Genomic DNA, 19983 nt, shown 5'->3' with positions numbered 1-19983 from the left:
ATGACGCTGCGCTGCCCAATCGGCAGGTTCTGGTGCATATCGCTGCCTTTTTCACGCTTTACCAGACAAAGCAAAGGAACGACTCATGGATCACAAAACAAACAACCGGTGAAGCATACAATTTCGGCGCACAAAACGACCAGCAAGCAGTGTTATGGATGAAATGTTTGCGTCATCGACCATGAGCAGCACGATCCCCCGGCAGCGTATCGGCGGCCGATCGCTCTGCGGCAGACCTGCATCCCACCGCCTGGCTTTCACCCACAGTTACGCTTCGGGCAATCCCATGAAAAAACACACCTTGAGTCTTCTCTCCGCCACCCTGCTCACCCTGCTTGGCACCAGTGCCGACGCCTGTACCGGCCTCATCGTCGGCAAGGGCGCCACTGCCGATGGCAGCGTGATGATCGCCAGAAACGAGGATTTTGGCGTCAACAACTGGAACAAGTACCTGGCCTTCCGGCCCGCCCAGCAGAACGAGGGCACAATCTGGAAACTGGGCAACGGGCTGGAAGTGCCGATGCCCAAGGCCTTCTTCGCCTACTCCGCCATCCGCGACTGGGATGCGACGTCCAGCGACCCGGCAGGCAAGTATTACGAGGAGCGCGGCATCAACGAGTTCAACGTCGCCATCTCGGCCACCACCAGCGCCGAGGTCAACGACAAGGCCCAGAAAGCCGATCCCCTGATCGAAAAAGGGATCATAGAAGCCATCATCCCCACCCTGATCCTGCCGCAGGCCAGGACGGCCAAAGAGGGGGTCGCACTGCTCGGCCGTTATGTGGAGCAATATGGCGCCGGGGAAGGCAACAGCCTCTATCTGGCGGATGTGAACGAGGCTTGGCTGATGGAGATCGGCTCCGGCCACCACTGGATCGCGGTGCGGGTGCCGGACGACAGCTACGCCATGGTGGCCAACGGCCTGCGCATCCACGGCGTCAATCTCGACGGGGCAGATGTGCTGCACTCACCCAAGCTGCTGGAGTTCGTGCGCGAACACAAACTGCTGGATAACGCCGACCCGAAAGAGTTCAACTTCGCCAAGGCGTTCGGGGTCATCGCCGACCCCTACAACGTGGATCGGGAGTGGCTCGGCCAGAAGATGCTGACCGCCAGCCACCCGCAGCCGACCCGGCAAGCGCAATATCCGCTCTTTATGAAGCCGGATGCTCCCATCGCCGTGCCGGACGTGGCCAAACTGCTGAGCGCCACCTATGACGGCACACCGCTGGCGGGCAAGGCAGAGCGGCCGATCCGCATCGACAGGCAGCTCGAATCCCACGTCATCCAGCTGCGCAAGGAGATGCCCAAAGAGCTGCAGGGATTGATCTGGCAGAGCTACGGCGTGCTGGCCGAATCGGTGATGGTGCCGCTCTACAACACCCTGGAGTCCTACCCCCTGCCCTATCGCAGCGGCAGCGACAGCTACTCCGATGATTCCGCCTACTGGCAGTTCCGCAGCCTGACCGCGCTGGCCAGCGCCGATCCGGACAAGTACCTGCCGCTGCTGCGCGGTGTCTGGAGCAAGGAGAGCAGCAAGCTCTACCAGGAAGTGGCCCTGCTAGACCAGAGCCTGAAGCAGGCCTACGCCAGCGACAAGGCTACCGCCATCGGGCTGGCCGCCGACTACTCCTATGGCCAGCTGGAGCAGACCTATCAGATGGCCAAAGAGCTGCGCTACAAGCTGATGACGGATCTCACCAAGCGCACCGAGCAGAATTACTCGCCGGAGGAGTTCAAGAAGATCATGAGCCTGTAATCGGCTCGCCAACGCAAAGAGGCTCCCAGGGGAGCCTCTTTTATTTCGTCAGCTGCAACCATCAGCGACGGCTGATATTGAGCGGGCCGAAGGTTTGCGCCACCGGCATGATCTCGATGCTGTTGATGTTGACGTGGGCCGGCTGCTGGCTCACCCAGAGCACGGTATTGGCGATGTCTTGTGGCTGGATCGCCTGCACGCCCTGATAGACGGTGGCCGCCTTGGCATCGTCACCGTGGAAGCGCACGTTGGAGAACTCGGTGCCGCCGCACAGGCCCGGCTCCACGTTGGTGACGCGGATGGCGGTGCCCGCCAGATCGGCGCGCAGGTTGAGGCTGAACTGCTTCACGAACGCCTTGGTGGCGCCGTAGACATTGCCGCCCGGATAGGGGTAGGTGCCGGCGATGGAGCCGATGTTGATGACGTGGCCGCGATTGCGCGCCACCATCCCCGGCAGCAGCAATCGGGTGAGCAGGGTCAGACCGCTGATGTTGGTGGCGATCATCTGCTCCCAGTCTTCCAGATCCGCCTTGTGGGCCGGCTCCAGCCCCAGCGCCAGCCCGGCGTTGTTGACCAGCAGATCCACCTCGCGCCACTCGGCCGGCAGCCCGTCGATGGCGGCGCGGGTGGCCGCCTTGTCCTGCACGTCGAACACCAGCGGCAGGAACTGCGCGCCCAGCTCGTCGGCCAGCGCCGCCAGCCGTTCGCCGCGGCGGCCGGTGCCGATCACCTTGTAGCCCGCCTGCACCAGCTGACGGCTGATGGACTCACCAAACCCGGACGAAGCGCCCGTTACCATTGCTATCATCTGAACCTCCATATCTACAGCGCTATTGTTATTTATCTGTTTGAAATCAATCTGATTCATTCATCGCTCAATTCACGCCCGGTCGCCCTGCGCCAGACAAACACCAGCAGGTGGAGCAAAAACAGGCCCGATCCCCCCAGCGCGAACAGCAGGCCGGTGAGGGCGTTGACCGAGGTGTCGGCGCCACACCACCACCAGACCAGCCAACCGACCAGGCCGATGACGAAGGTTTGGCCGGCGCAGACCGGGCAGCGCCCCAGCTTGGCCTTGATGGCGGTGGCGAGGCAGTTGTCGCAGCTCATCCCCTCTTCCTCTCTCAGGCCTGCTTCAGCGCCAGTACCAGCCGGTGGGCGTGCTGACCGTGACCATAATAGTCCGGCAGCTTCTGTCTGGGCCGAAAACCCAGCTCGCGATAGAGGGCCTGCGCCTCTTCATTGGCATCACCGACCTCCAGCCGGATCGCCCCCCAGCCGGCCTCTTTGCCTTCCTGGATCACCTGCTCCAGCAGGCGGCGGGCCCAGCCTTGCCGGCGGATGGTCCAGCGGATGGCGAGGGTCTGGATGATCAGCCGATCCCAGCCCCTGTGCTCCAGCAGGCAGAGGTAGCCCATCAGCTGCTCCTGCTGGTCCAGCACCAGCAGGGTACGCCCCTTGGCGTGGGTCAGCAGATAGTGCCAGCGGCTGCGGCCAAAGGCGACTTCGGGGGGAAAACAGTAGCGTTCCAGCTTAACGATGGCGCCCAGATCATCGGTCCGGGCCGCGCGCACGGTCAACACGGGGAGTCCTTGTTCGGTTATTTATCTTCATCACCAAAAATGCGACTTGTATCACAAGTTACCAAGGCGGCATATTAGGCACTGTAACCTCTTGTTTCCCCTCGCGCCATTGTCGTGCTTGTCGGTGCATCGAAGCCCACTGGGGATCCTGCCGCGTAAGGCAGTTTCATCTGTGGAGCCGAAAAAATGAGTACCTACGTCATCGTCGAAGAGCCGGGCGACTGGCCTTGCCATGCCGATTATCTGCTGACCGCCCGCACCTACCTGCAACACGGGGTGCCCACCACCGGTGGCCGCCCCCGCATCATCAACCTCTGCCGCAATCTGGAGCACCTCAGCGCCGGCTACTACTGCTCGCTGCTGGCCCAGGCCCGCGGCCACCACTGCCTGCCGGGTTTGCAGGCCATCAGCCAGCTGCAACCCCAGCAGCCGCCAGCCAAGCTGTGGCGCAAGCTACAGGGCTGGCTGGCCCAGCAGAGCGAAGACAGGATCCGGGTACGCGCCATTTTCGGCCAGTGCGAGCAGAGCGAGCTGGCGGGGCTGGCCCGCTACTACTACGGCCTGAGCCAGCTGCCGCTGCAGGAGCTGACCCTCAAGCGCGGCCGCCACGGCTGGTCGGTGCGCCAGCAGCAGAGCCTGTCGCCGCTGGCGCTGAGCCCAAGCGAGAAGGCGCTGATGCTGCACCACGCCCAGGCGCTGGTGGGCACCGGTGACGAGGAGCAGGCGGCGCCGCTCTACCAGCTTGCCATCCTGGTCGACCCCAACGACGGTCGTGCCAGCAGTGATGCAGTGGCGCTGGATCGCTTCATCCAGGCGGCCGCGGCGCAGGGGATCCGGGCCGAGATCCTGGCGCCGTCCGCCATCGAGCGGCTGCCGGAGTTCGACACCCTCTGGCTGCGCTCCGAGACCGCGGTCGGCCACTACACCTTCGAATTTGCCCGCCGCGCCGAGCAACTCAAGATGCCGGTGATCGACAGCTCCCGCGCCATCCTCGCCTGCAGCAACAAGCTCTATCTCTACGAGCTGATGGTGCGCAGCGGTGTGCCCATGCCGCCCACCATGGTGGTGACCCGCCGCGGCCGCCACCACGTGGACGAGCTGGTGCAGCGGCTCGGCCTGCCGCTGATGGTGAAAGTGCCCGACGGGGCGCAGGGACGAGATCTGGCCATGGCCAGCGACGAACAGCAGCTGGCCCGCCTCTTGGACGAGGGGCTGGCCCGCTCCGCCCTGCTGCTGGTGCAGAGCCGGATCCCCGCCGAGTTCGACTGGCGCATCGGCTTTCTCGACGGCTCGCCGCTGTTTGCCTGCCGCCGTTTCCGCCCCGAGCCCGGCAACCGCATCCGCCGCCGCAAGCACCCTCTCGACATGAGCCGCATTGAGGCGCTGCCACTGAACGAGGTGCCGGAGCGGGTGCTGCAAACCGCTCGCCGCGCGGTGCATCAGCTCGGCAACGGCCTGTTCGGGGTGGATCTGCGCCAGCAGGGGCGTGACTGCGTGCTGCTGGAAATCATCGACAATCCCTGGATACGTGGCGATATTGAGGACAGAGAGGCAAAGGACCTCTACGAGCGCCTCGCCCGGGCCTTCCGCCAGCGGCTGGAAAACCGGGGGCAGAGCGCGGCCGGATAACAAGCATCGAGAGCAGAGGTGGATATGATGACGACTGATTGGTGGGACATTGCTCCCCTTGGCTGGGAGAACATCCTGGTCTGTCTGGTGTGCGGCACCCTGGTGGGGCTGGAACGGCAGCTGCGCGGCAAGCCGGTCGGCATCCGCACCTCCTCGCTCATCATCCTCGGCACCTACTGCTTTCTCGCCATCGGTGCCGCCGTCAGCCCCCAGAGCGCCGATCAGGCGCGGGTGCTGGGCCAGCTCATCACCGGCATCGGCTTTCTCGGCGCCGGGGTGATGATGACCCGGGATGGGCAGGTACTGGGGGTCACCTCCGCCGCCACCGTCTGGATGCTGGCGGCCCTCGGCGCCCTCATCGGCATGCAGATGCTGCACCAGGCACTGCTGCTCACCGGCGTTACCCTCTCCATCCTGGTGGGGGTGGACTACCTGGAGACCAGCTTCAAGAGCCTGCGCCGCGGGGTGCACAACCGGCTGGAGAGCTGGCGGCACGGCAATGGCCACGCGCAGGCCACCCCCCATCAGGACGAACTCGGCAGCGGCATCGAGAAGTAACCTCCCCCACGAAAAAGGGCTCCATCACGGAGCCCTTTTTGTTGCCAACCTCGCTCAGCGCACCAGCAGGAAGCGGCCGCTCAGCGGCGGCAAATCCACCGTCACGCTGCTGCCACCGATGGCCAGGCTCTCGCCGCTTTGCAGATCCACCAGGGCGCTGGCACTGCGCAGCTTGCCGACCGGCACCGCGTAGCTCTGGGGCGTGCCGGAGACGTTGAGCAGGTAGACTACTTGCTCCGCCGCCGTCTGCTTGATGTCGCCATAGACGCTCCCCTCGGCCACCAGCTTGACCCGCTCCCCCTGATAGAGGGCGGGGTGGGCGGCACGCAGGGCCAGCAGCTGGCTGAGCCACTGTTTCAGCTCGCTCTGCTCGCTGCTCGGCACGAAGCCGGTGGCGCCCGGCACCTTGCCATCGCTGCGGGCCACGTGATCGTCGCAGAGCCCCTGCGCGGCGCAGTCGCCCCCCACCTGCTTGGCAAAGCCTGGCACCTCGTCGCCAAACTCCTCGCCGTAGTAGAGGGTGATGGGGCCGGAGCGGGCCGCCAGGAAGCTGAAGGCCGCCTTGTGGCGCTGCCAGTAATCCGCCGGATTGAAGTTGCCGCGCTCCAGCAGATCGCCGAAGCGCACCAGATCGTGGTTGCCCAGCATCAGGTTGGGCATGGCGTGATTCGGGTAGTTCTCCACCTTGTTCCAGCTGGCGTCGAGTACGCTGGCCCCCTGCCCGCCCTTGCCGGACTCCTCCACCGCCAGCGCCTGCACCAGGCCGTAACGCAGCGGGAAGTCGAACGCCGAAGAGAGCGCCGGGTTGTCGCTCGGCCCATATGCCTGGGCGCGGATCTCGTCGGCGCCCTTCCACACCTCGCCCACCATGTAGCCGAGGGTGCCCCACTGCTGGCCGGCGGTCTTGCGCGCCGCGCTGGCCCGCTCCACTTCGCTGCGAATGGCGCGCCAGTCGTCGAGGCCGAGCTGATAGGCCTGATCGAGGCGCCAGCCATCGATGCCGTACTGCTCGACCCAGTAGCGGGCCACCTCCTTGAAGTAGGCGAGGCTCTGGGGCTGGCTGTAATCCACCAGCTGGCCGGGATAACCGGCCCCGCCGCTCTTGAGGGCGGGCAGCCGTCCTTCGGGAGAAGGCTTGCTCACCCCCACCTTGTTGACGTGGCCGAACACCCCGTCGAGGAAGACGTAGAGGCCGCGCTGATGCGCTCCGTCCACCAGCTTCTTAAGCTGGACGTTGCTGCCGAAGTTGGGATCCACGTTGAAGAAGTCGCAGGCGAAGTAGCCGGTGGCATCCAGCTTGTCGTCACCGCCTTGCCCCGCGCAGGAGTCGAACACCGGGGTCAGCCAGATGGCATTGACGTTGAGGCTCTTGATGTGGTCCAGGCTGTCGATGATCCCCTGCAGATCGCCGTTGTGCTGGGAGGGGCCGTAACCGACGCCGTAGTTGGCGCTGCCGTCGCCGTCGACGAACGACTCCACCATCACCTGATAGGTGCGCAGATTGCAGGCCGGCTGATCATTGCCGTAGCAGGCGCGGCTGGCGGTGGCCGGCGGCGGGTTGGTGACCGGGGGCTGCTGGGGCTCGCTGGAGCCGCTCCCGCCTCCGCTGCCGCAAGCCGTCAATAACAGGGCGGCCCCGATGAGGCCGCCATGGCGCAACGTTCCTTGTTTCATTGTTATGTTCCCGCTGTGGTGGTATCGGCGCCCAAAGCGCCGCACTGGGGCCATGATAGCGGCCCCGTCCGCACGGGTCTGTGACTGAAAACGTTACCTGGCTCAGTCGGTTGGCGCGCCGACCTAGAGCACGCCGGCCGAGGCGAAACGGTAACTGACCGAGAGCCAGTAGGCGCGACCCGGCTCCGGAATCCGCCCCACCTGCTCGTAGCCCAGCCCGGCCTGACTGGCGTGCACCGACTTGGAGAGGTGCTCGTAGTAGAAGGTGTCGAACAGGTTGTCGACCCCGGCCGACAGCTGCCAGCCCGGCTGGAACTGCCAGGCGGCGCTCAGGTTCATGGTGAAGAAGCCAGGGGTCTCCCCCTGATCCTGCCCGGCTACCGTGCCAGAGCCCACATCGACCCGATCCTGCGCGGCCACGGCGCGGCCCAGCAGGGTCAGGTTCCACGCCTCGGCCGGCTGCCAGCCCAGCGCCAGCTTGCCGTCGAGGGGTGGCATCTGGGCCAGCGGCTGGTGATCGCTTTGGTTTTCGCCGTAAACCACCGCCAGACCGCCATCGAGGCGCCACTGCTCGGCAAACTGCCAGCGCCCTTCCAGCTCGCCACCGCGGGTCTGGGCGTCGATGTTGCGCACCTTGTTCGACTTGTTGTTATAGAGCAGGTAGTCCTGAATGTCGGCGCTAAAGAGGGAGAGGGTCAGATCCAGTTCGCGACTGCGCAGGGCCAGCCCCGCATCCCACTGGCGGCTGCGCTCAGGGTTGAGGGTGAAGGGCACGCTGTCCTTGCTGCGCTCCCAGTAGTCCGGCGCTCGCTTGGCCTGGCCCCAGGCCAGGTAGCTCGACCAGGCCGGCGACCACTGGTATTCGTAGCGGCCAAAGCCGCTGTCCAGGGTCAGGGTATCGCTGTAGAGGGTCTGATCCCCCGCGCCGTAACGGGTGGTCTCGACCCTGTCCTGCCGGTAACCCCCCTTGTAACTGTGGGCCCCCTGCTGACGGCCCAGCTCGGCAAAGCCGCCCTGCTGCTCGAAGCGCAGGGTGCGCTGGCGCGGCTGGCTGGCGTAATCCACCCCGCTGCGGGCCCTGTGCTGATCCCGGTTGGCATCGAGCCCGGCGGTCAGCAGCCAGTCGGCTGGCAGGGCGATGTCGTTGGCCCAGCGCCCGCCGGTGTTGCGCCGGTCCGGGTTAGAGAGCATCTTCATGCCGCTGTTCGGGCGCAGGCTGAAGTTGTCCATGATGTGGTCGATGTCGTTGTCCCACAGGGTCAGCTCGCTGCGCTGCCAGTGGCGGCTGATCTGCTCCTGCCTGAGCTTGAGCCCGAAGGATTCGCGGTCAAACATGGGGCCGTCCATGGTGCGATCCGCATAGGCGGCGCGGGCGTTGCTGCGCTCGGCGGTGAGTTCGAGCCAGGTGTGCTCACTGGGCGTCCAGCCGAGCTGGGCGGTGCCGTTCTCGCGCCGGTAGAAGGAGCGCACCTTGTCGCCGTGGCCGTCCCGATAGTCATCGCTGTCGGAGTGGGTGAACTGGCCGCGCAGATAGCCCTGCGGCGCCCCTACTGTGGCATCCAGCATCTGGTCGTCGCGCCCGAAGCTGCCATAGAGCGCCGATGCCTCGGCCTTGACGCCGGGGGCGGTGAACTCGGGCCTGTCCCGCTCGAACAGCACGGTACCCGCCAGAGTGGCCCCCTGCTCGAGGGATTGCGGCCCCTTCAGCACCCGGATCCGGTCGAAGGATTGGGGAAAAACGTAGGCGGTGGGCGGGTCCATGCGGCCGCCGCAGCCACCGGCCAGCATGCCGCCATCCATCTGCACGTTGAGGCGGGACATGCCCATCCCCCGCAGCACGGGATCGCCGCCCAGCCCCCCCTTGCGCACCATGCTCATGCCGGTGACGTTCTTGAGGTAACCGGCGCCGTCGGCCGCCGGCATGGGGGAGCCCGGCTTCTTGGGATCCAGGGTCACCTCCAGGGTGCTGACGGGGCGGCTGGCGACCACCACCATGGGCTCCAGTTGCTGGACAGGCTCTTGGCCGGCGGCGCCGTGACAGGCGAAACCGCCCACCAGCAGGGCCAGCGGGGTGCGCATATGACAAGCCATACTCTTTCCTTATCTCTTTGTTTATTTTGTTTTTTTAATTTCAACCAACAAACCATTCAGTAACTGGAATGTTTGCCGTCAGGCTGCAAAAAAGGCCTGCGGCGCGGTGGCGGCAAGCCCTCTGAGGCGAAGCCAAGCTAGGGTTGGCAAAATGTTGCGCAGGTTTTACCCAAATTGGGTGAGGAAGGCAAACGCTCAAACATTCCCGTTACAGGAATCTTGGGATGGCTCACAAAAACAGGGGGTTAGCTGAACGCTTCCCGCTCGTCGATGGGCTTGATCAGGTGATAGACCTCGTGGGCCGACAGGATGCAGCCGGCGGGCCACTCCAGCTGGTGGTGGCGATTGATGAAGACCCGGGCGCAGCGCCGCTCCGAATCCAGCGCCGCGAACAGCGGCTGGGTGCGCCAGGGGGTCAGGTCCAGCGCCCCCGTGGTACCGTCCGAGAGCACCACGAACAGGCTCCACCCTTGCAAATATTCCACATCGATAAAGACCGGCATCCCTTCGGCTCCGATTGAGAAAATTCGGCGCCATTATAGATAAGCCCCCCGCACCGCTTTGCCGGCAGGATCACAGTTTTTCCAGCCGTTTATGCTGTCTTCGAACCCTGCGCGCCCTCACATAAAAATCATAAATCGTGCCAAAACATCCTTTTAAACAGCACCTACCCGCAACCTTTCCCCGGGCCCGCTGTCATAACCCTGCAATATAAAAACAATGCGCCCGTGGACGGGTGCAAACAGGCTTGTAGGAACAACAATGACCACTATCAGACGATGGCTGGGACCGTTTTGGCCCATCGCCGTTTTTTCATTGATCGCGCTCGTCTCTCTCTCCATCAGCCGGCTCGCGCTCGGCCTCTGGCAGCTGGAGCGGGTCGACGCCGTCGCCGGCTGGCAGGAGATGCTGCTGCAGGGGCTGCGGGTCGACTTCGCTACCCTCTGCTGGCTGTGGGGCGTGCCCGCCGTGTTCACCCTGCTGCTGGCCGGCCCCCATGCCGTGGGCCGTGCCTGGCTGCAGTTCATCCGGGTCTGGCTGACCCTGGGGCTCTGGCTGCTGCTCTTCCTGGAGATCTCCACTCCCTCCTTCGTGACCGAGTACGGGGTGCGGCCCAATCGCCTCTACATCGAATACCTCATCTATCCCAAAGAGGTGTTCGCCATGCTGTGGGCCGGCCGCAAAGGGGAGCTGCTGCTGGCACTGCTGTTCAGCGGCGCCGTGCTGGCGGGCGGCTGGTGGCTGAGTGGCCGCTTGCTGCGCGGCATCAGCTTCCCACGCTGGTACTGGCGGCCCGCCTTCGCCCTGCTGATCCTCGCCATCGGTTTTCTCGGTGCCCGCTCCAGCCTGGGTCACCGTGCCCTCAACCCGGCCATGGTGGCGTTTGCCAGCGATCCGCTGGTCAATGCGCTCACCGTCAACTCCTCCTACTCCCTGTTCTTCGCCATCAAGCAGATGCGGGCCGAGGAGGATGCCGGCCAGTTCTACGACGAGCTACCCCGTCAGCGCATTCTGGATCTGGTTCGCCAGGAGAGCGGCCGCGAATCCCATGAATTCAGCTCCGACACCCTGCCCAGCCAGACCTTCAACGAGGCCAGCTACGGCGGCAAGCCAAAGAACCTGGTGATCCTGTTGCAGGAGAGCCTGGGCGCCCAGTTCGTCGGCTCCCTCGGCGGCCTGCCGCTCACCCCCAACATCGATGCCTTGTCGAAAGAGGGTTGGGCGTTCGAGCAGCTCTACGCCACCGGCACCCGCTCGGTGCGCGGCATCGAGGCGGTGCTGACCGGCTTCACGCCGACCCCGGCCCAGGCCGTGGTCAAGCTCGGCCGCAGCCAGACCAACTTCTTCACCATCGCCGATCTGCTCAAGCAGCGGGGCTACGACACCAGCTTCATCTACGGCGGCGAGAGCCACTTCGACAACATGCGCAGCTTCTTCCTCGGCAACGGCTTCACCACCATCGTCGAGCAGAAGGACTTCAAGAACCCGGTGTTCGAGGGCTCCTGGGGCGCCTCTGACGAAGATCTGATGGCCAAGGCCGACGAGACCTTCCAGGCGCTCAGCAAGCAGGGCAAACCCTTCTTCAGCCTGGTGTTCAGCTCGAGCAACCACGATCCGTTCGAGTTTCCTGACGATCGCATCGCCCTCTATGAGCAGCCCAAGCAGACTCGCAACAACGCCGCCAAGTACGCGGACTACGCCATCGGCGAGTTTTTCAAGAAGGCGAAACAGTCCGAATACTGGAAGGACACCCTGTTCCTGGTCATCGCCGATCACGACAGCCGGGTCAGCGGCGCCAGCCTGGTGCCCATCCCCCGCTTCCACATTCCGGGCGTCATCGTGGGTGACGGCATAGCGCCGAGACAGGATCCGCGCATCGTCAGCCAGATCGACATGGCGCCGACCCTGCTCTCCCTGATGGGGATCAGCGCCGACTACCCCATGCTCGGCAAGGATCTGACCCGCATGCCCGCCGACTGGCCGGGCCGCGCCATCATGCAGTACGACAAGAACTTCGCCCTGATGCGCGGCAAGGACGTGGTGATCCTGCAGCCGGAGCGAGCGCCGGAAGGCTTCATCTATGAGGATGCGACAGAGACGCTCACCCCGGCGCCGCAGCCGGCCACCATGAAGGATGCCGCCCTCGGCCTGGCGCTGTGGGGCAGCCTCGCCTACCAGCAGGGGCTCTACCGGACGGCGCCGGATACCCGCACCGTGCTGAACTGAGCGCCATAAAACAAAACCCGCCGATTGGCGGGTTTTTTGTAGGAGGCAGACGGGGCGTCAGGTGTTGAGGAAGCAGGGCAGCGAGCGGCTGAACTTGTGCTCGAACACCAGCGAGGTCTCCAGGTGCACCACCTCTTCGCGGGAGGTGAAGTGATCGAACACGAAGTTGCGCAGGTGCTCGGTGTCGGCGACGCACAGATGCACCAGGAAGTCATCCTTGCCGCCCATGTGGAACAGGCTGATCACCTCGGGCAGGGCCAGGATGGCGTCGCGAAACGCATCGATGATCTGGCGGCTGTGGCGGGCCAACTGCAGCGACACCATGGCCTGGATGTGACCGCCGAGGGCCTGGTAATCCACCTCGCAGTGGGCGCCCTTGAGCACCCCGTCCTGCTGCAGCTTGCGTACCCGTTCCAGACAGGTGGACGGTGCCACCCCGACCAGCGCGGCCAGATCCTTGTTGGTCATGCCCGCATCGCGAAACAGATGGGCCAGGATATCCAAATCCAGTTGATCCAGGTTTCTCATCTTTACTCCTTGAACCGCTCAATTTTTTAGACTCTGCCCGTAAACCGGGCCGAACACAACGCAGATTGACATCGGGGCCGCGCCCCCTATGCTTTGGCGCACTCAAAAACCGGGTCAGGCCCGGCTTGCCTCGCCGTTGCTGGCGTCATAAGGATCTTTATGCACCCGTCTCACCCCTTCTGGAGCCAGGAAGTCCCCCGCGTCGATGGCCAGCTGCTGCTGACCCCCTGCCCCGGCACCCAGCAGGTGGCGCTGCCACTGGCGCTGGGCCAGCTCAAGCTGGCGGGGGCGCACGGCGTGCTGACCCTGATGACCGATGCCGAACTGGCCCGGCTTGAACTGGGCAGGCTTGGCCAGCAGATCGAGGCCGCCGGCATGCGCTGGTTCCAGCTGCCCATCGAGGACGATCAGGCTCCCGATGCCGCCTTCGAGGCCGCCTGGCAGCAGGCACTGCCAGACCTCATCGGATTGCTGCGGGACGGCAAGCACCTGGTCATCCACTGCAAGGGCGGCAGCGGCCGCACCGGGCTGGTGGCGGCGGCCCTGCTGATGAGCCTGGGCCAGCCCCAGCAGGAGGCGATGGCCGCCATCCGGGCCCATCGGCCCAAGGCCTTCACCCTGGCCTGCCACCGCCAGTGGCTCGACGGGCTGGCGGCGCGGCTGGCCGAGGGCGACTGAGCCAGTCCCTACCTCGACGGCGAGTTCTGCTGATAGGTAAACACCTTGCCGATATCCTCGACGCGATAGCTGGTGAGCTGATAGACGTAGTAGTTGAGCCAGTTGGAAAACAGCAGGTGACCGTGGCTGCGCCAGCTGGCACGCGGGGTTCGGGTTGGGTCGTTGTCCGGGTAGTAGTTGACCGGAATGACGGGCGCAAGCCCGGCCGCCAGATCCCGCTGGTATTCGCCATCCAGGGTCAGCGCATCGTATTCCGGGTGACCGGTGACGAACACCTGACGACAATCCTTGGTGGCCGCCAGATAGACCCCGGCCTCTGCCGATTCGGCAAAGATCTGCAGATCGGTGTGGGCGCGGATCAGATCCCCGTCGAACGCCGCATAGCGGGAGTGAGGCGCCACAAACTCGTCGTCGAAGCCGCGCAGCAGCGGTTCGTGCTCGTCGAGCCGGTGGTGGCGATAGACCCCGGACAGCTTCTCGCCGTGGGTCTGCTTCTCCATGCCGTACAGGGCTTTCAGCGCCGCCTGCACCGCCCAGCAGAGGAACAGGGTGGAGGTCACGTGCTGATGGGACCACTCGATGATCTCGACGATGCGCGGCCAGTAAACCACCTCCTCGAACTCCACCAGCCCGAGCGGCGCCCCCGTGATGATCATGCCGTCGTAGTTGTTGCCGCGTACCTGTTCGAAGTCGTGATAGAAGTTCTCCAGGTGCGCCTGGGGCGTGTTCTTCGACTCCCGATCGTCGATGCGCAGCAGATCCACGTCCACCTGCAACGGCGAGTTGGAGAGCATCCGCATCAGCTGGATCTCGGTTTCAATCTTCTTGGGCATCAGGTTGAGGATCAACACCCGCAGCGGGCGGATGTTCTGGGTGACGGCCCTGGATTCCGTCATCACGAAGATGTTCTCCTGCCCCAGCACTTCGGCGGCGGGTAACTGATCCGGGATCTTGATCGGCATGCTTACTCCCTGTACTGCATCGGTAAATATGTCTGGACATCCAGAAGCCTATAATAAAGCACCCACCCTGTCATCAGATACCTTTTGTATTCACCCCCACCTTTGACTAGCATACGGCTCAGTGTGTCTCTCGCATCCAAGACAATGACAGGTATCAAGATTTCAGTAGACCGGCTGCAAGTCGGCAATTACGTTTCTCTGCCACTTGGCTGGCGCGAACACCCCTTCCTGTTTTCCAGCTTCAAACTCAAGAATGAAGAGGAGATCGAGCTCATTCGCCGGCTCGGTCTCAAGCTCGTGACCATCATCCCCGACAAGAGCGACGCCCCACCCAAACCGCTGAACCAGATCCAGGCTCAGCCGGTAGAGGCGCCGGATACCTCCCAGCGTCAGGCCGAAATGCAGCTGGAGAAGGAGCGTCGCATCGAGCAGCTGCAGCAGTATCGCCGCGATCTGCAGCAGTGCGAGAAGCAGTTCCAGCAGTCGCTGGCCCAGGTGCGCAACGTGATGAGCAAGATCCAGTCCCGCCCCCTCAACGCCATCGGCGAGGCGCAGGAGCTGATCAACGCCATGACCGAGCAGCTGCTGTCGGTGGACGAGATGGTGCTGCACCTGGTCTCCGACAGCGAGGACGGCAACAACCTCTACTTCCACTCCCTCAACGTCAGCGTGCTCAGCATGCTGTTGGCCAAGGAGTGCAACATGTCGGCCGACGAGATCCGCCAGGTCGGCATGGGGGCCCTGTTCCACGACATCGGCAAGCTGAAGATCCCGAGCCAGATCCTGCGCAAGACCGAGCCGCTCACCAAGCCGGAGCAGAACCTGATGGCCCAGCACCCGCGCTACGGGCTGGATCTGCTCAATCTGGCCAAGGACTTCCCGGCCGAGGCGAAGGGCATAGTGCTGCACCACCACGAATACCTGGACGGCAGCGGGCCGGAGGGGCTCAAGAAGGGGCAGCTCGATCCGCTCACCCAGATTGTGTCGCTCATCAACGAGTACGATAACCTCTGCCACATGCAGGCCAAGGTGCCCTACTCGGCCCTGAGCGGCCTCTACAAGCAGCGCAAGGCCCAGTTCAATCCGGAATACCTCAGCATGCTGATCCGGCTGATGGGGATCTACCCGCCCGGCAGCGTGGTCCAGCTCTCCAACGGCCAGGTGGGGCTGGTGATGTCGGTCAACGCCTCTCGCCTGCTCTACCCCTCGGTGCTGGTGTACGATCCGCGCATCCCGCGCCAGGAGGCGGCCATCATCGACCTGCAGCAGGCCGAACTCTCCATCGCCAAGGTGATCCATCCCAAGCGGCTGCCGCCGGCGGTGTTTGAGTACCTCAACCCGCGCACCCGCATCAGCTACTACTTCGAACACACCAAGCCCTGATCGACCCGGCCACCCAGGTGGCCCCCCCCAGTCCAGCCGTCAGCCCCGAGGAGCCCGCCATGCGCATCGAAATCATCAGCACCGGAGACGAAATAGTGACGGGCCTGGTGGTGGACACCAACGCCGCCTGGCTGAGCGCCCTGTTGCTGGAGCAGGGCTGGCAGGTGCGCCGCCGCGTCACCGTGGGGGACAACCTCAAGGACTTGAAGGCCGTGCTGGCAGAGAGCGCCAGCCGCGCCGAGGTGGTGCTGGTGTGCGGCGGGCTCGGCCCCACCGCCGACGATCTCACCGCCCAGGCGGCAGCCGAAGCCTTCGACCAGCCGCTCACCCTGTTCCCGGACTGGCTCGCTACCATCGAAGCGCGCTACGCCAGCCGGGGCAGGCCCATGCCCGCCAGCAACGCCAAACAGGCCTGGCTGCCACAGGAGTGCGAGATCCTCGACAACCCGGTCGGTACCGCCTGCGGCTTTGTGGTCACCCACACAGGCCATCAGGGCCCAAGCCGGCTCTTCTTCACCCCGGGCGTGCCGTTCGAATTCAAGCAGATGGTGCGCGAGCAGATCATGCCGCGCCTCAAGGCGCTGGCCGGCGAACAGACCGACACCGAACTGCGCCGTTTTTATACCTTCGGCGTCTCCGAGTCGGCCCTCAGCGACATGCTGGATGCCGCTCCCTGGCCCGCCGGCATTGAGCTGGGCTATCGCTCCTCCATGCCGCTCATCGAGCTGAAGCTTATTGGCCACGGCGCCAGCGCGGCGGACATGGACGCCGCCGAGGCGCGGCTGCTTGCGGCCATCAAGCCCTGGCTGGTAGGACGGGGCGATGAGGAGCCGGCGCAGCAGATCCTGGCTCTGCTGGGGGGTAAACCGCTGACGCTGCTGGAGGGGGAGAGCCGGGGCGCCCTGCTGGCCATGTGCCACCCGCATTCGGCCCTGACGGCCAGCTTCAACCACACCCTGACCAGCGAGCTGGCGCAGCTGGCGGCGCCCGCGGCCCCCCTCAGCCTGACCATAGGCCGCGCAGGCCCAGACGGCGTGCCGCTGCTGCTCTGCGTCGACGGGCAACAGTTCGGCCAGACCCTCAAAGTCAGCCACCCGGATCCCGACAGCGGTCGCCGGATCCTCGCCTTCGCAGCCCTCGACATGCTGCGCCGCCAGCTGCAAGGCTTGCCTGTGCTCGGCGACTACCGCACCCTGGCCCGCACCGCCAGCCGCTAACAGCCAGCAGCCAGCAGCCAGCAGCCAGCAGCCAGCAGCCAGGTTCTTACCCTTCGCGGGGCATCAATCCAGACTCTTCTTGAAGCGATGGGCGGCCAGGGTCAGCACCAGCAGGGTGAACCCCGCCAGCCAGAGCACGTCTGGCAGCAGCTCGGCTAGCTCGCCACCGCGCAGCACTATGCCCCGGATCAGCCGCATGAAGTGGGTGGCCGGCAGCACCTCGGCAATCCACTGGGCCGGCAGCGGCATCCCCTCGTAAGGGAACATGAAGCCCGACAGCAGGATGGAGGGCAGCAGGATGAACACCGTCATCTGCATCGCCTGCAGCTGGGTCTGCGCCAGGGTGGAGATGAGCAGCCCCAGGGTCAGGCTGGCGGCGATAAACAACAGGGTCGCCAGCAGCACCTGGCTCAGGGCCCCGTTGATGGGCACGTCGAAGATGAAGTGGCCGAGCCCGAGGATGATGGCCACCTGGAGCAACCCCACCCCGATATAGGGCAGGATCTTGCCCAGCATCAGTTCCATCGAGCCGACCGGGGTGGTGATGAGCAGCTCCAGATTGCCGCGCTCCCGTTCGCGCACGATGGCCGCCGAGGTGAACATGATCATGGTCATGGTGAGGATCACCCCGAGCAGGCCGGGCACTATGTTGACCGCCGAACGGCGCGCCGGATTGAAGTAGAGCACGGTCTCGAAGGTAGGGGGGGCCGGCTTGAGGTCGGGTTTCAGATCGGAGAGCGGCATGTTGCGAAGGCCGAGCAGGGCTCCGGCGATCATGGTGTCCGAGCCATCCACCAGCCACTGGCCCGCCGTCTCGCCGGCGCTGAGCCGGCGGCTCAGGTCGGCGGGCAGCACCAGCACGGCGCGTACCTCGCCCCGGGTCAGCGCCGCCTCGGCCTGCTGCACCCCGACGTATTGCTGCTTGATGTGCACCACCTGGCTCGCCTTCACTGCCTCCACCAGCAGCCGGCCCGGCACGCTCTGGCTCATCTCCACCAGTCCCACCGGGATCTGCCGCACGTCGGTGTTGATGGCGTAACCGAACAGCAGCAGCTGGATCAGCGGGATCATCACCACCATGCCGAAGGTCAGCCTGTCTCTGGCCAGTTGCCTGAGTTCTTTCTGGGTAATGGCCCAGAGCCGTCGCAAACTGTTCATCGACTCACTCCCCTAGGGATCATCACCGCCACCACATCGAAGGTCAGTCGGTCTCGTGCCAGTTGCCTGAGTTCTTTCTGGGTAATAGCCCAGAGCCGTCGCAGACTGTTCATGCCCTCGGCTCCTGACCGGTGCAGCTGACGAACACATCCTCCAGACTGGGTCTGACCAGCGCCAGGCTGGCACCTGCCAGCGCCGGGCAGGCCTGCTGCAGCCAGGCCACCGGCTCCGCCAGCTCCTTGTCCACCAGCACCCGCAAGCGCTGGCCGAGCTGGGCGGCGGAGCGCACCGGCGCCAGCTGCACCAGCTGCTGTTTGAGCAGCCGCAGATCGGCGGCCAGCACCTCCACCACCCGGGTGCTCATGGCGTCCATCAGCGCCTGCGGCGCCCCCTGGGCGCGCACCCGGCCCGCCTCCATGATGGCGAGCTGATGGCAGCGCTCCGCCTCGTCCATGTAGTGGGTGGTCACCAGTATGGTGGTGCCCCCTTCGCTCAGATCGAACAGCTTCTCCCAGAAATCGCGCCGGTTCTGCGGATCCACCGCCGAGGTGGGTTCGTCCAGCAGCAGCAGCGCCGGCCGGTGGATCACTGCCGCAGCCAGCGCCAGCCGCTGCTTCTGGCCGCCGCTCATGGCGCCGGCCCGCTGCCGGGCCAGCGGCGCCAGCTCATAGGTGGCCAGCAGCTCATGCAGGCGGGCAGCCAGCAGCGCGCCCCCCATGCCGTGGATCCGGCCCATGAACTCCAGGTTCTCCCAGGCGGTCAGCTCGTCATAGAGGGAGAACTTCTGGGTCATGTAACCGATCCGTCGGCGCAGGGTCTCGGCCTCGCGAGGGATGTGCAGCCCAAGCACCTCCACCTCCCCCGCCGAGGGGGTGAGCAGGCCGGTCAACATGCGCAGGGTGGTGGATTTGCCGCAGCCGTTGGGGCCGAGAAAGCCGTGGATCTGCCCCTTGGGTACGCAGAGATCCAGCCCGTCCACCGCCAGAAAATCGCCGAAACGGCGGCTCACCCCCAGCGCCCGGATCGCCAGCTCACTCATGGCCCTCTCCCCCCGCGGCGGGTTCGGCCTGCAGCGGCAGGCCGCTCGGCAGATCCTGCGCTCCCGCAGGCAGATCGATCTCGGCCAGATAGACCAGCCGGGCCCTGTCCTGCTCGTTGAGGGCGTAGTAGGGGGTAAAGGCGGGCTCTTTCGAGATCCAGCGCAGCCGGCCGGTGAGAGGCTCAGCCACCCCGTCCACCTGCACCCGCACCGGCTGGCCGACCCTGTAACCGGCGAGGGAGGGTTCGGGCACATAGACCCGGGCGTAAGGCGCCTCGTCCGCCTGGATGGCAGCCAGCACGGCACCCACCGCGACACGCTCGCCGAGGTGATAGGGTAGGCTGTCGAGCCGGCCGCTGCGGGTGGCGACGATGGAGAGATCCGCCAGCTCCCGCTCGGCCAGCGCCACCTCGGCGGTGGCGGCCAGCAGGGCGGCCTGCGCTTCGTCGATATCTTCGCGCCGCACCCCGCGCGCCAGCTTGTCGAGCTGCTGGCGGGCACCGTTCTGCTCGGCCAGGGCGCTGTCGCGCTGGGCGCGGGCCTTGTCGAGATCCGCCGGGCTCACCAGCTTGCGGCGTACCAGCCGGTCGATCCGCTCAAAGTTGCGCTCGCTCTCCCTGACGTTGGCCTGCGCCTTGTCGAGGCTGGCGCGGGCGGCGGCGATGTCTTCCGGCCGCTCGCCATTGGTCAGCCGGGCGAGGGCGGCGCGCGCCTGAGCCTGTTGGGCCCTGGCGCGGGCCAGCACCGCCTGTTGACGCCGGTCATCGAGCCGGGCCAGCAGGGTACCCTCCTCCACCCGGCTGCCCTCCGCCACCGGCAGGGCGCGAATGATCTCGCCGGCGGTGGCGGTCAGCAGCACCCGGTCTCGTTCCAGGGTGCCGAGGGCCGTGGTGGATGCCTGTGGCTGGCAGGCGCTAAGCAGGCCCGTCAGGGCCAGGGGCAGCAGACAATGACGCAAGGTCGACACTCCTCTCACGGTGGCGGATCCGCCCGGGGG

At 65.3% G+C, this 19983-nt stretch carries 18 protein-coding genes; 7 read left to right on the top strand and 11 right to left on the bottom strand.

The window, feature by feature from the left end; genetic code table 11:
* Window positions 1-286 precede the first annotated feature (286 nt).
* Window positions 287-1759 carry a C69 family dipeptidase gene (locus C2U40_RS00600; protein ID WP_146054359.1) on the top strand — a complete coding sequence of 491 codons (1473 nt, stop codon included), beginning with the start codon at window positions 287-289 and terminating at the stop codon, window positions 1757-1759.
* A gap of 61 nt (window positions 1760-1820) precedes the next feature.
* Here C2U40_RS00600 and C2U40_RS00595 read toward each other — a convergent pair whose 3' ends face one another.
* Genes C2U40_RS00595 through C2U40_RS00585 form a run of 3 tightly spaced genes read right to left on the bottom strand, consistent with a single transcriptional unit; the run spans window position 1821 to window position 3342 of the window.
* Window positions 1821-2567, bottom strand: coding sequence for an SDR family oxidoreductase (locus C2U40_RS00595; protein WP_103827314.1), 747 nt, complete (start codon window positions 2565-2567; stop codon window positions 1821-1823).
* A gap of 56 nt (window positions 2568-2623) precedes the next feature.
* Window positions 2624-2869: a DUF3624 domain-containing protein gene (locus C2U40_RS00590; RefSeq protein WP_016349272.1), complete on the bottom strand. Its 246-nt coding sequence runs from the start codon at window positions 2867-2869 to the stop codon at window positions 2624-2626.
* 14 nt (window positions 2870-2883) lie between these two features.
* A complete protein-coding gene (locus C2U40_RS00585) occupies window positions 2884-3342 on the bottom strand; it encodes a GNAT family N-acetyltransferase (protein WP_024946079.1) in 459 nt (152 codons plus the stop codon).
* A 186-nt stretch (window positions 3343-3528) separates the two neighbouring features.
* Here C2U40_RS00585 and C2U40_RS00580 point away from each other — a divergent pair, with 186 nt between their 5' ends.
* Together C2U40_RS00580 and C2U40_RS00575 are read left to right on the top strand one after the other, a co-directional pair.
* Window positions 3529-4971 (top strand): RimK family protein, encoded by a 1443-nt coding sequence (locus C2U40_RS00580; protein ID WP_102989577.1) that lies wholly within the window; start codon window positions 3529-3531, stop codon window positions 4969-4971.
* Window positions 4972-4995: 24 nt separating this feature from the next.
* The gene (locus tag C2U40_RS00575) at window positions 4996-5529 is read left to right on the top strand and encodes an MgtC/SapB family protein (protein WP_181014748.1); all 534 of its coding nucleotides are present in this window, start codon (window positions 4996-4998) and stop codon (window positions 5527-5529) included.
* Window positions 5530-5583: 54 nt separating this feature from the next.
* On the opposite strand, the gene C2U40_RS00570 is transcribed toward C2U40_RS00575, so the two are convergent.
* The 3 genes from C2U40_RS00570 to C2U40_RS00560 all read right to left on the bottom strand — a co-directional run bounded on the left by C2U40_RS00570 (window position 5584) and on the right by C2U40_RS00560 (window position 9797).
* Window positions 5584-7203 carry an alpha-amylase family protein gene (locus C2U40_RS00570; RefSeq protein ID WP_167825294.1) on the bottom strand — a complete coding sequence of 540 codons (1620 nt, stop codon included), beginning with the start codon at window positions 7201-7203 and terminating at the stop codon, window positions 5584-5586.
* 123 nt (window positions 7204-7326) lie between these two features.
* A complete protein-coding gene (locus C2U40_RS00565) occupies window positions 7327-9294 on the bottom strand; it encodes a TonB-dependent copper receptor (RefSeq protein ID WP_103827311.1) in 1968 nt (655 codons plus the stop codon).
* A gap of 245 nt (window positions 9295-9539) precedes the next feature.
* Window positions 9540-9797, bottom strand: coding sequence for a DUF2442 domain-containing protein (locus C2U40_RS00560; RefSeq protein ID WP_011704466.1), 258 nt, complete (start codon window positions 9795-9797; stop codon window positions 9540-9542).
* Between the two features lie 259 nt (window positions 9798-10056).
* On the opposite strand from C2U40_RS00560, the gene C2U40_RS00555 reads away from it, so the two are divergent.
* Window positions 10057-12021 carry an LTA synthase family protein gene (locus tag C2U40_RS00555; protein ID WP_103827310.1) on the top strand — a complete coding sequence of 655 codons (1965 nt, stop codon included), beginning with the start codon at window positions 10057-10059 and terminating at the stop codon, window positions 12019-12021.
* A gap of 57 nt (window positions 12022-12078) precedes the next feature.
* Here C2U40_RS00555 and C2U40_RS00550 read toward each other — a convergent pair whose 3' ends face one another.
* Window positions 12079-12549, bottom strand: a complete 471-nt coding sequence (locus C2U40_RS00550) for an Lrp/AsnC family transcriptional regulator (RefSeq protein ID WP_011704464.1) — start codon at window positions 12547-12549, stop codon at window positions 12079-12081.
* A gap of 159 nt (window positions 12550-12708) precedes the next feature.
* Here C2U40_RS00550 and C2U40_RS00545 point away from each other — a divergent pair, with 159 nt between their 5' ends.
* The gene (locus C2U40_RS00545; protein ID WP_181014747.1) at window positions 12709-13227 is read left to right on the top strand and encodes a cyclin-dependent kinase inhibitor 3 family protein; all 519 of its coding nucleotides are present in this window, start codon (window positions 12709-12711) and stop codon (window positions 13225-13227) included.
* Between the two features lie 8 nt (window positions 13228-13235).
* On the opposite strand, the gene metA is transcribed toward C2U40_RS00545, so the two are convergent.
* Window positions 13236-14189, bottom strand: coding sequence for a homoserine O-acetyltransferase MetA (metA, locus tag C2U40_RS00540; protein WP_017408885.1), 954 nt, complete (start codon window positions 14187-14189; stop codon window positions 13236-13238).
* 144 nt (window positions 14190-14333) lie between these two features.
* Here metA and C2U40_RS00535 point away from each other — a divergent pair, with 144 nt between their 5' ends.
* Both C2U40_RS00535 and C2U40_RS00530 read left to right on the top strand, forming a co-directional pair.
* Entirely contained in the window at window positions 14334-15572 is a 1239-nt protein-coding gene (locus tag C2U40_RS00535; protein WP_016349264.1) for an HD-GYP domain-containing protein, read from the top strand.
* 59 nt (window positions 15573-15631) lie between these two features.
* The gene (locus C2U40_RS00530) at window positions 15632-16789 is read left to right on the top strand and encodes a competence/damage-inducible protein A (protein ID WP_103827308.1); all 1158 of its coding nucleotides are present in this window, start codon (window positions 15632-15634) and stop codon (window positions 16787-16789) included.
* 63 nt (window positions 16790-16852) lie between these two features.
* Here the strand turns inward: C2U40_RS00530 and C2U40_RS00525 are convergent, their stop codons facing one another.
* From C2U40_RS00525 to C2U40_RS00515, 3 genes are all read right to left on the bottom strand, one after another.
* Entirely contained in the window at window positions 16853-17947 is a 1095-nt protein-coding gene (locus C2U40_RS00525) for an ABC transporter permease (protein ID WP_103827307.1), read from the bottom strand.
* A gap of 109 nt (window positions 17948-18056) precedes the next feature.
* A complete protein-coding gene (locus C2U40_RS00520) occupies window positions 18057-18986 on the bottom strand; it encodes an ABC transporter ATP-binding protein (protein ID WP_085734304.1) in 930 nt (309 codons plus the stop codon).
* Complete coding sequence (locus C2U40_RS00515; protein WP_103827306.1) at window positions 18979-19953, bottom strand: HlyD family secretion protein; 975 nt, start codon at window positions 19951-19953, stop codon at window positions 18979-18981. The genes C2U40_RS00520 and C2U40_RS00515 overlap by 8 nt, the downstream gene beginning before the upstream one ends.
* Window positions 19954-19983: the final 30 nt, after the last annotated feature.

It is taken from the genome of Aeromonas sp. ASNIH4 (assembly GCF_002934425.1).
In the GTDB taxonomy this organism is placed as follows: domain Bacteria; phylum Pseudomonadota; class Gammaproteobacteria; order Enterobacterales; family Aeromonadaceae; genus Aeromonas; species Aeromonas hydrophila.
The sequence above is the reverse complement of the archived record's forward strand: the minus strand, read 5'-3'. Positions and strand labels throughout refer to the sequence as shown.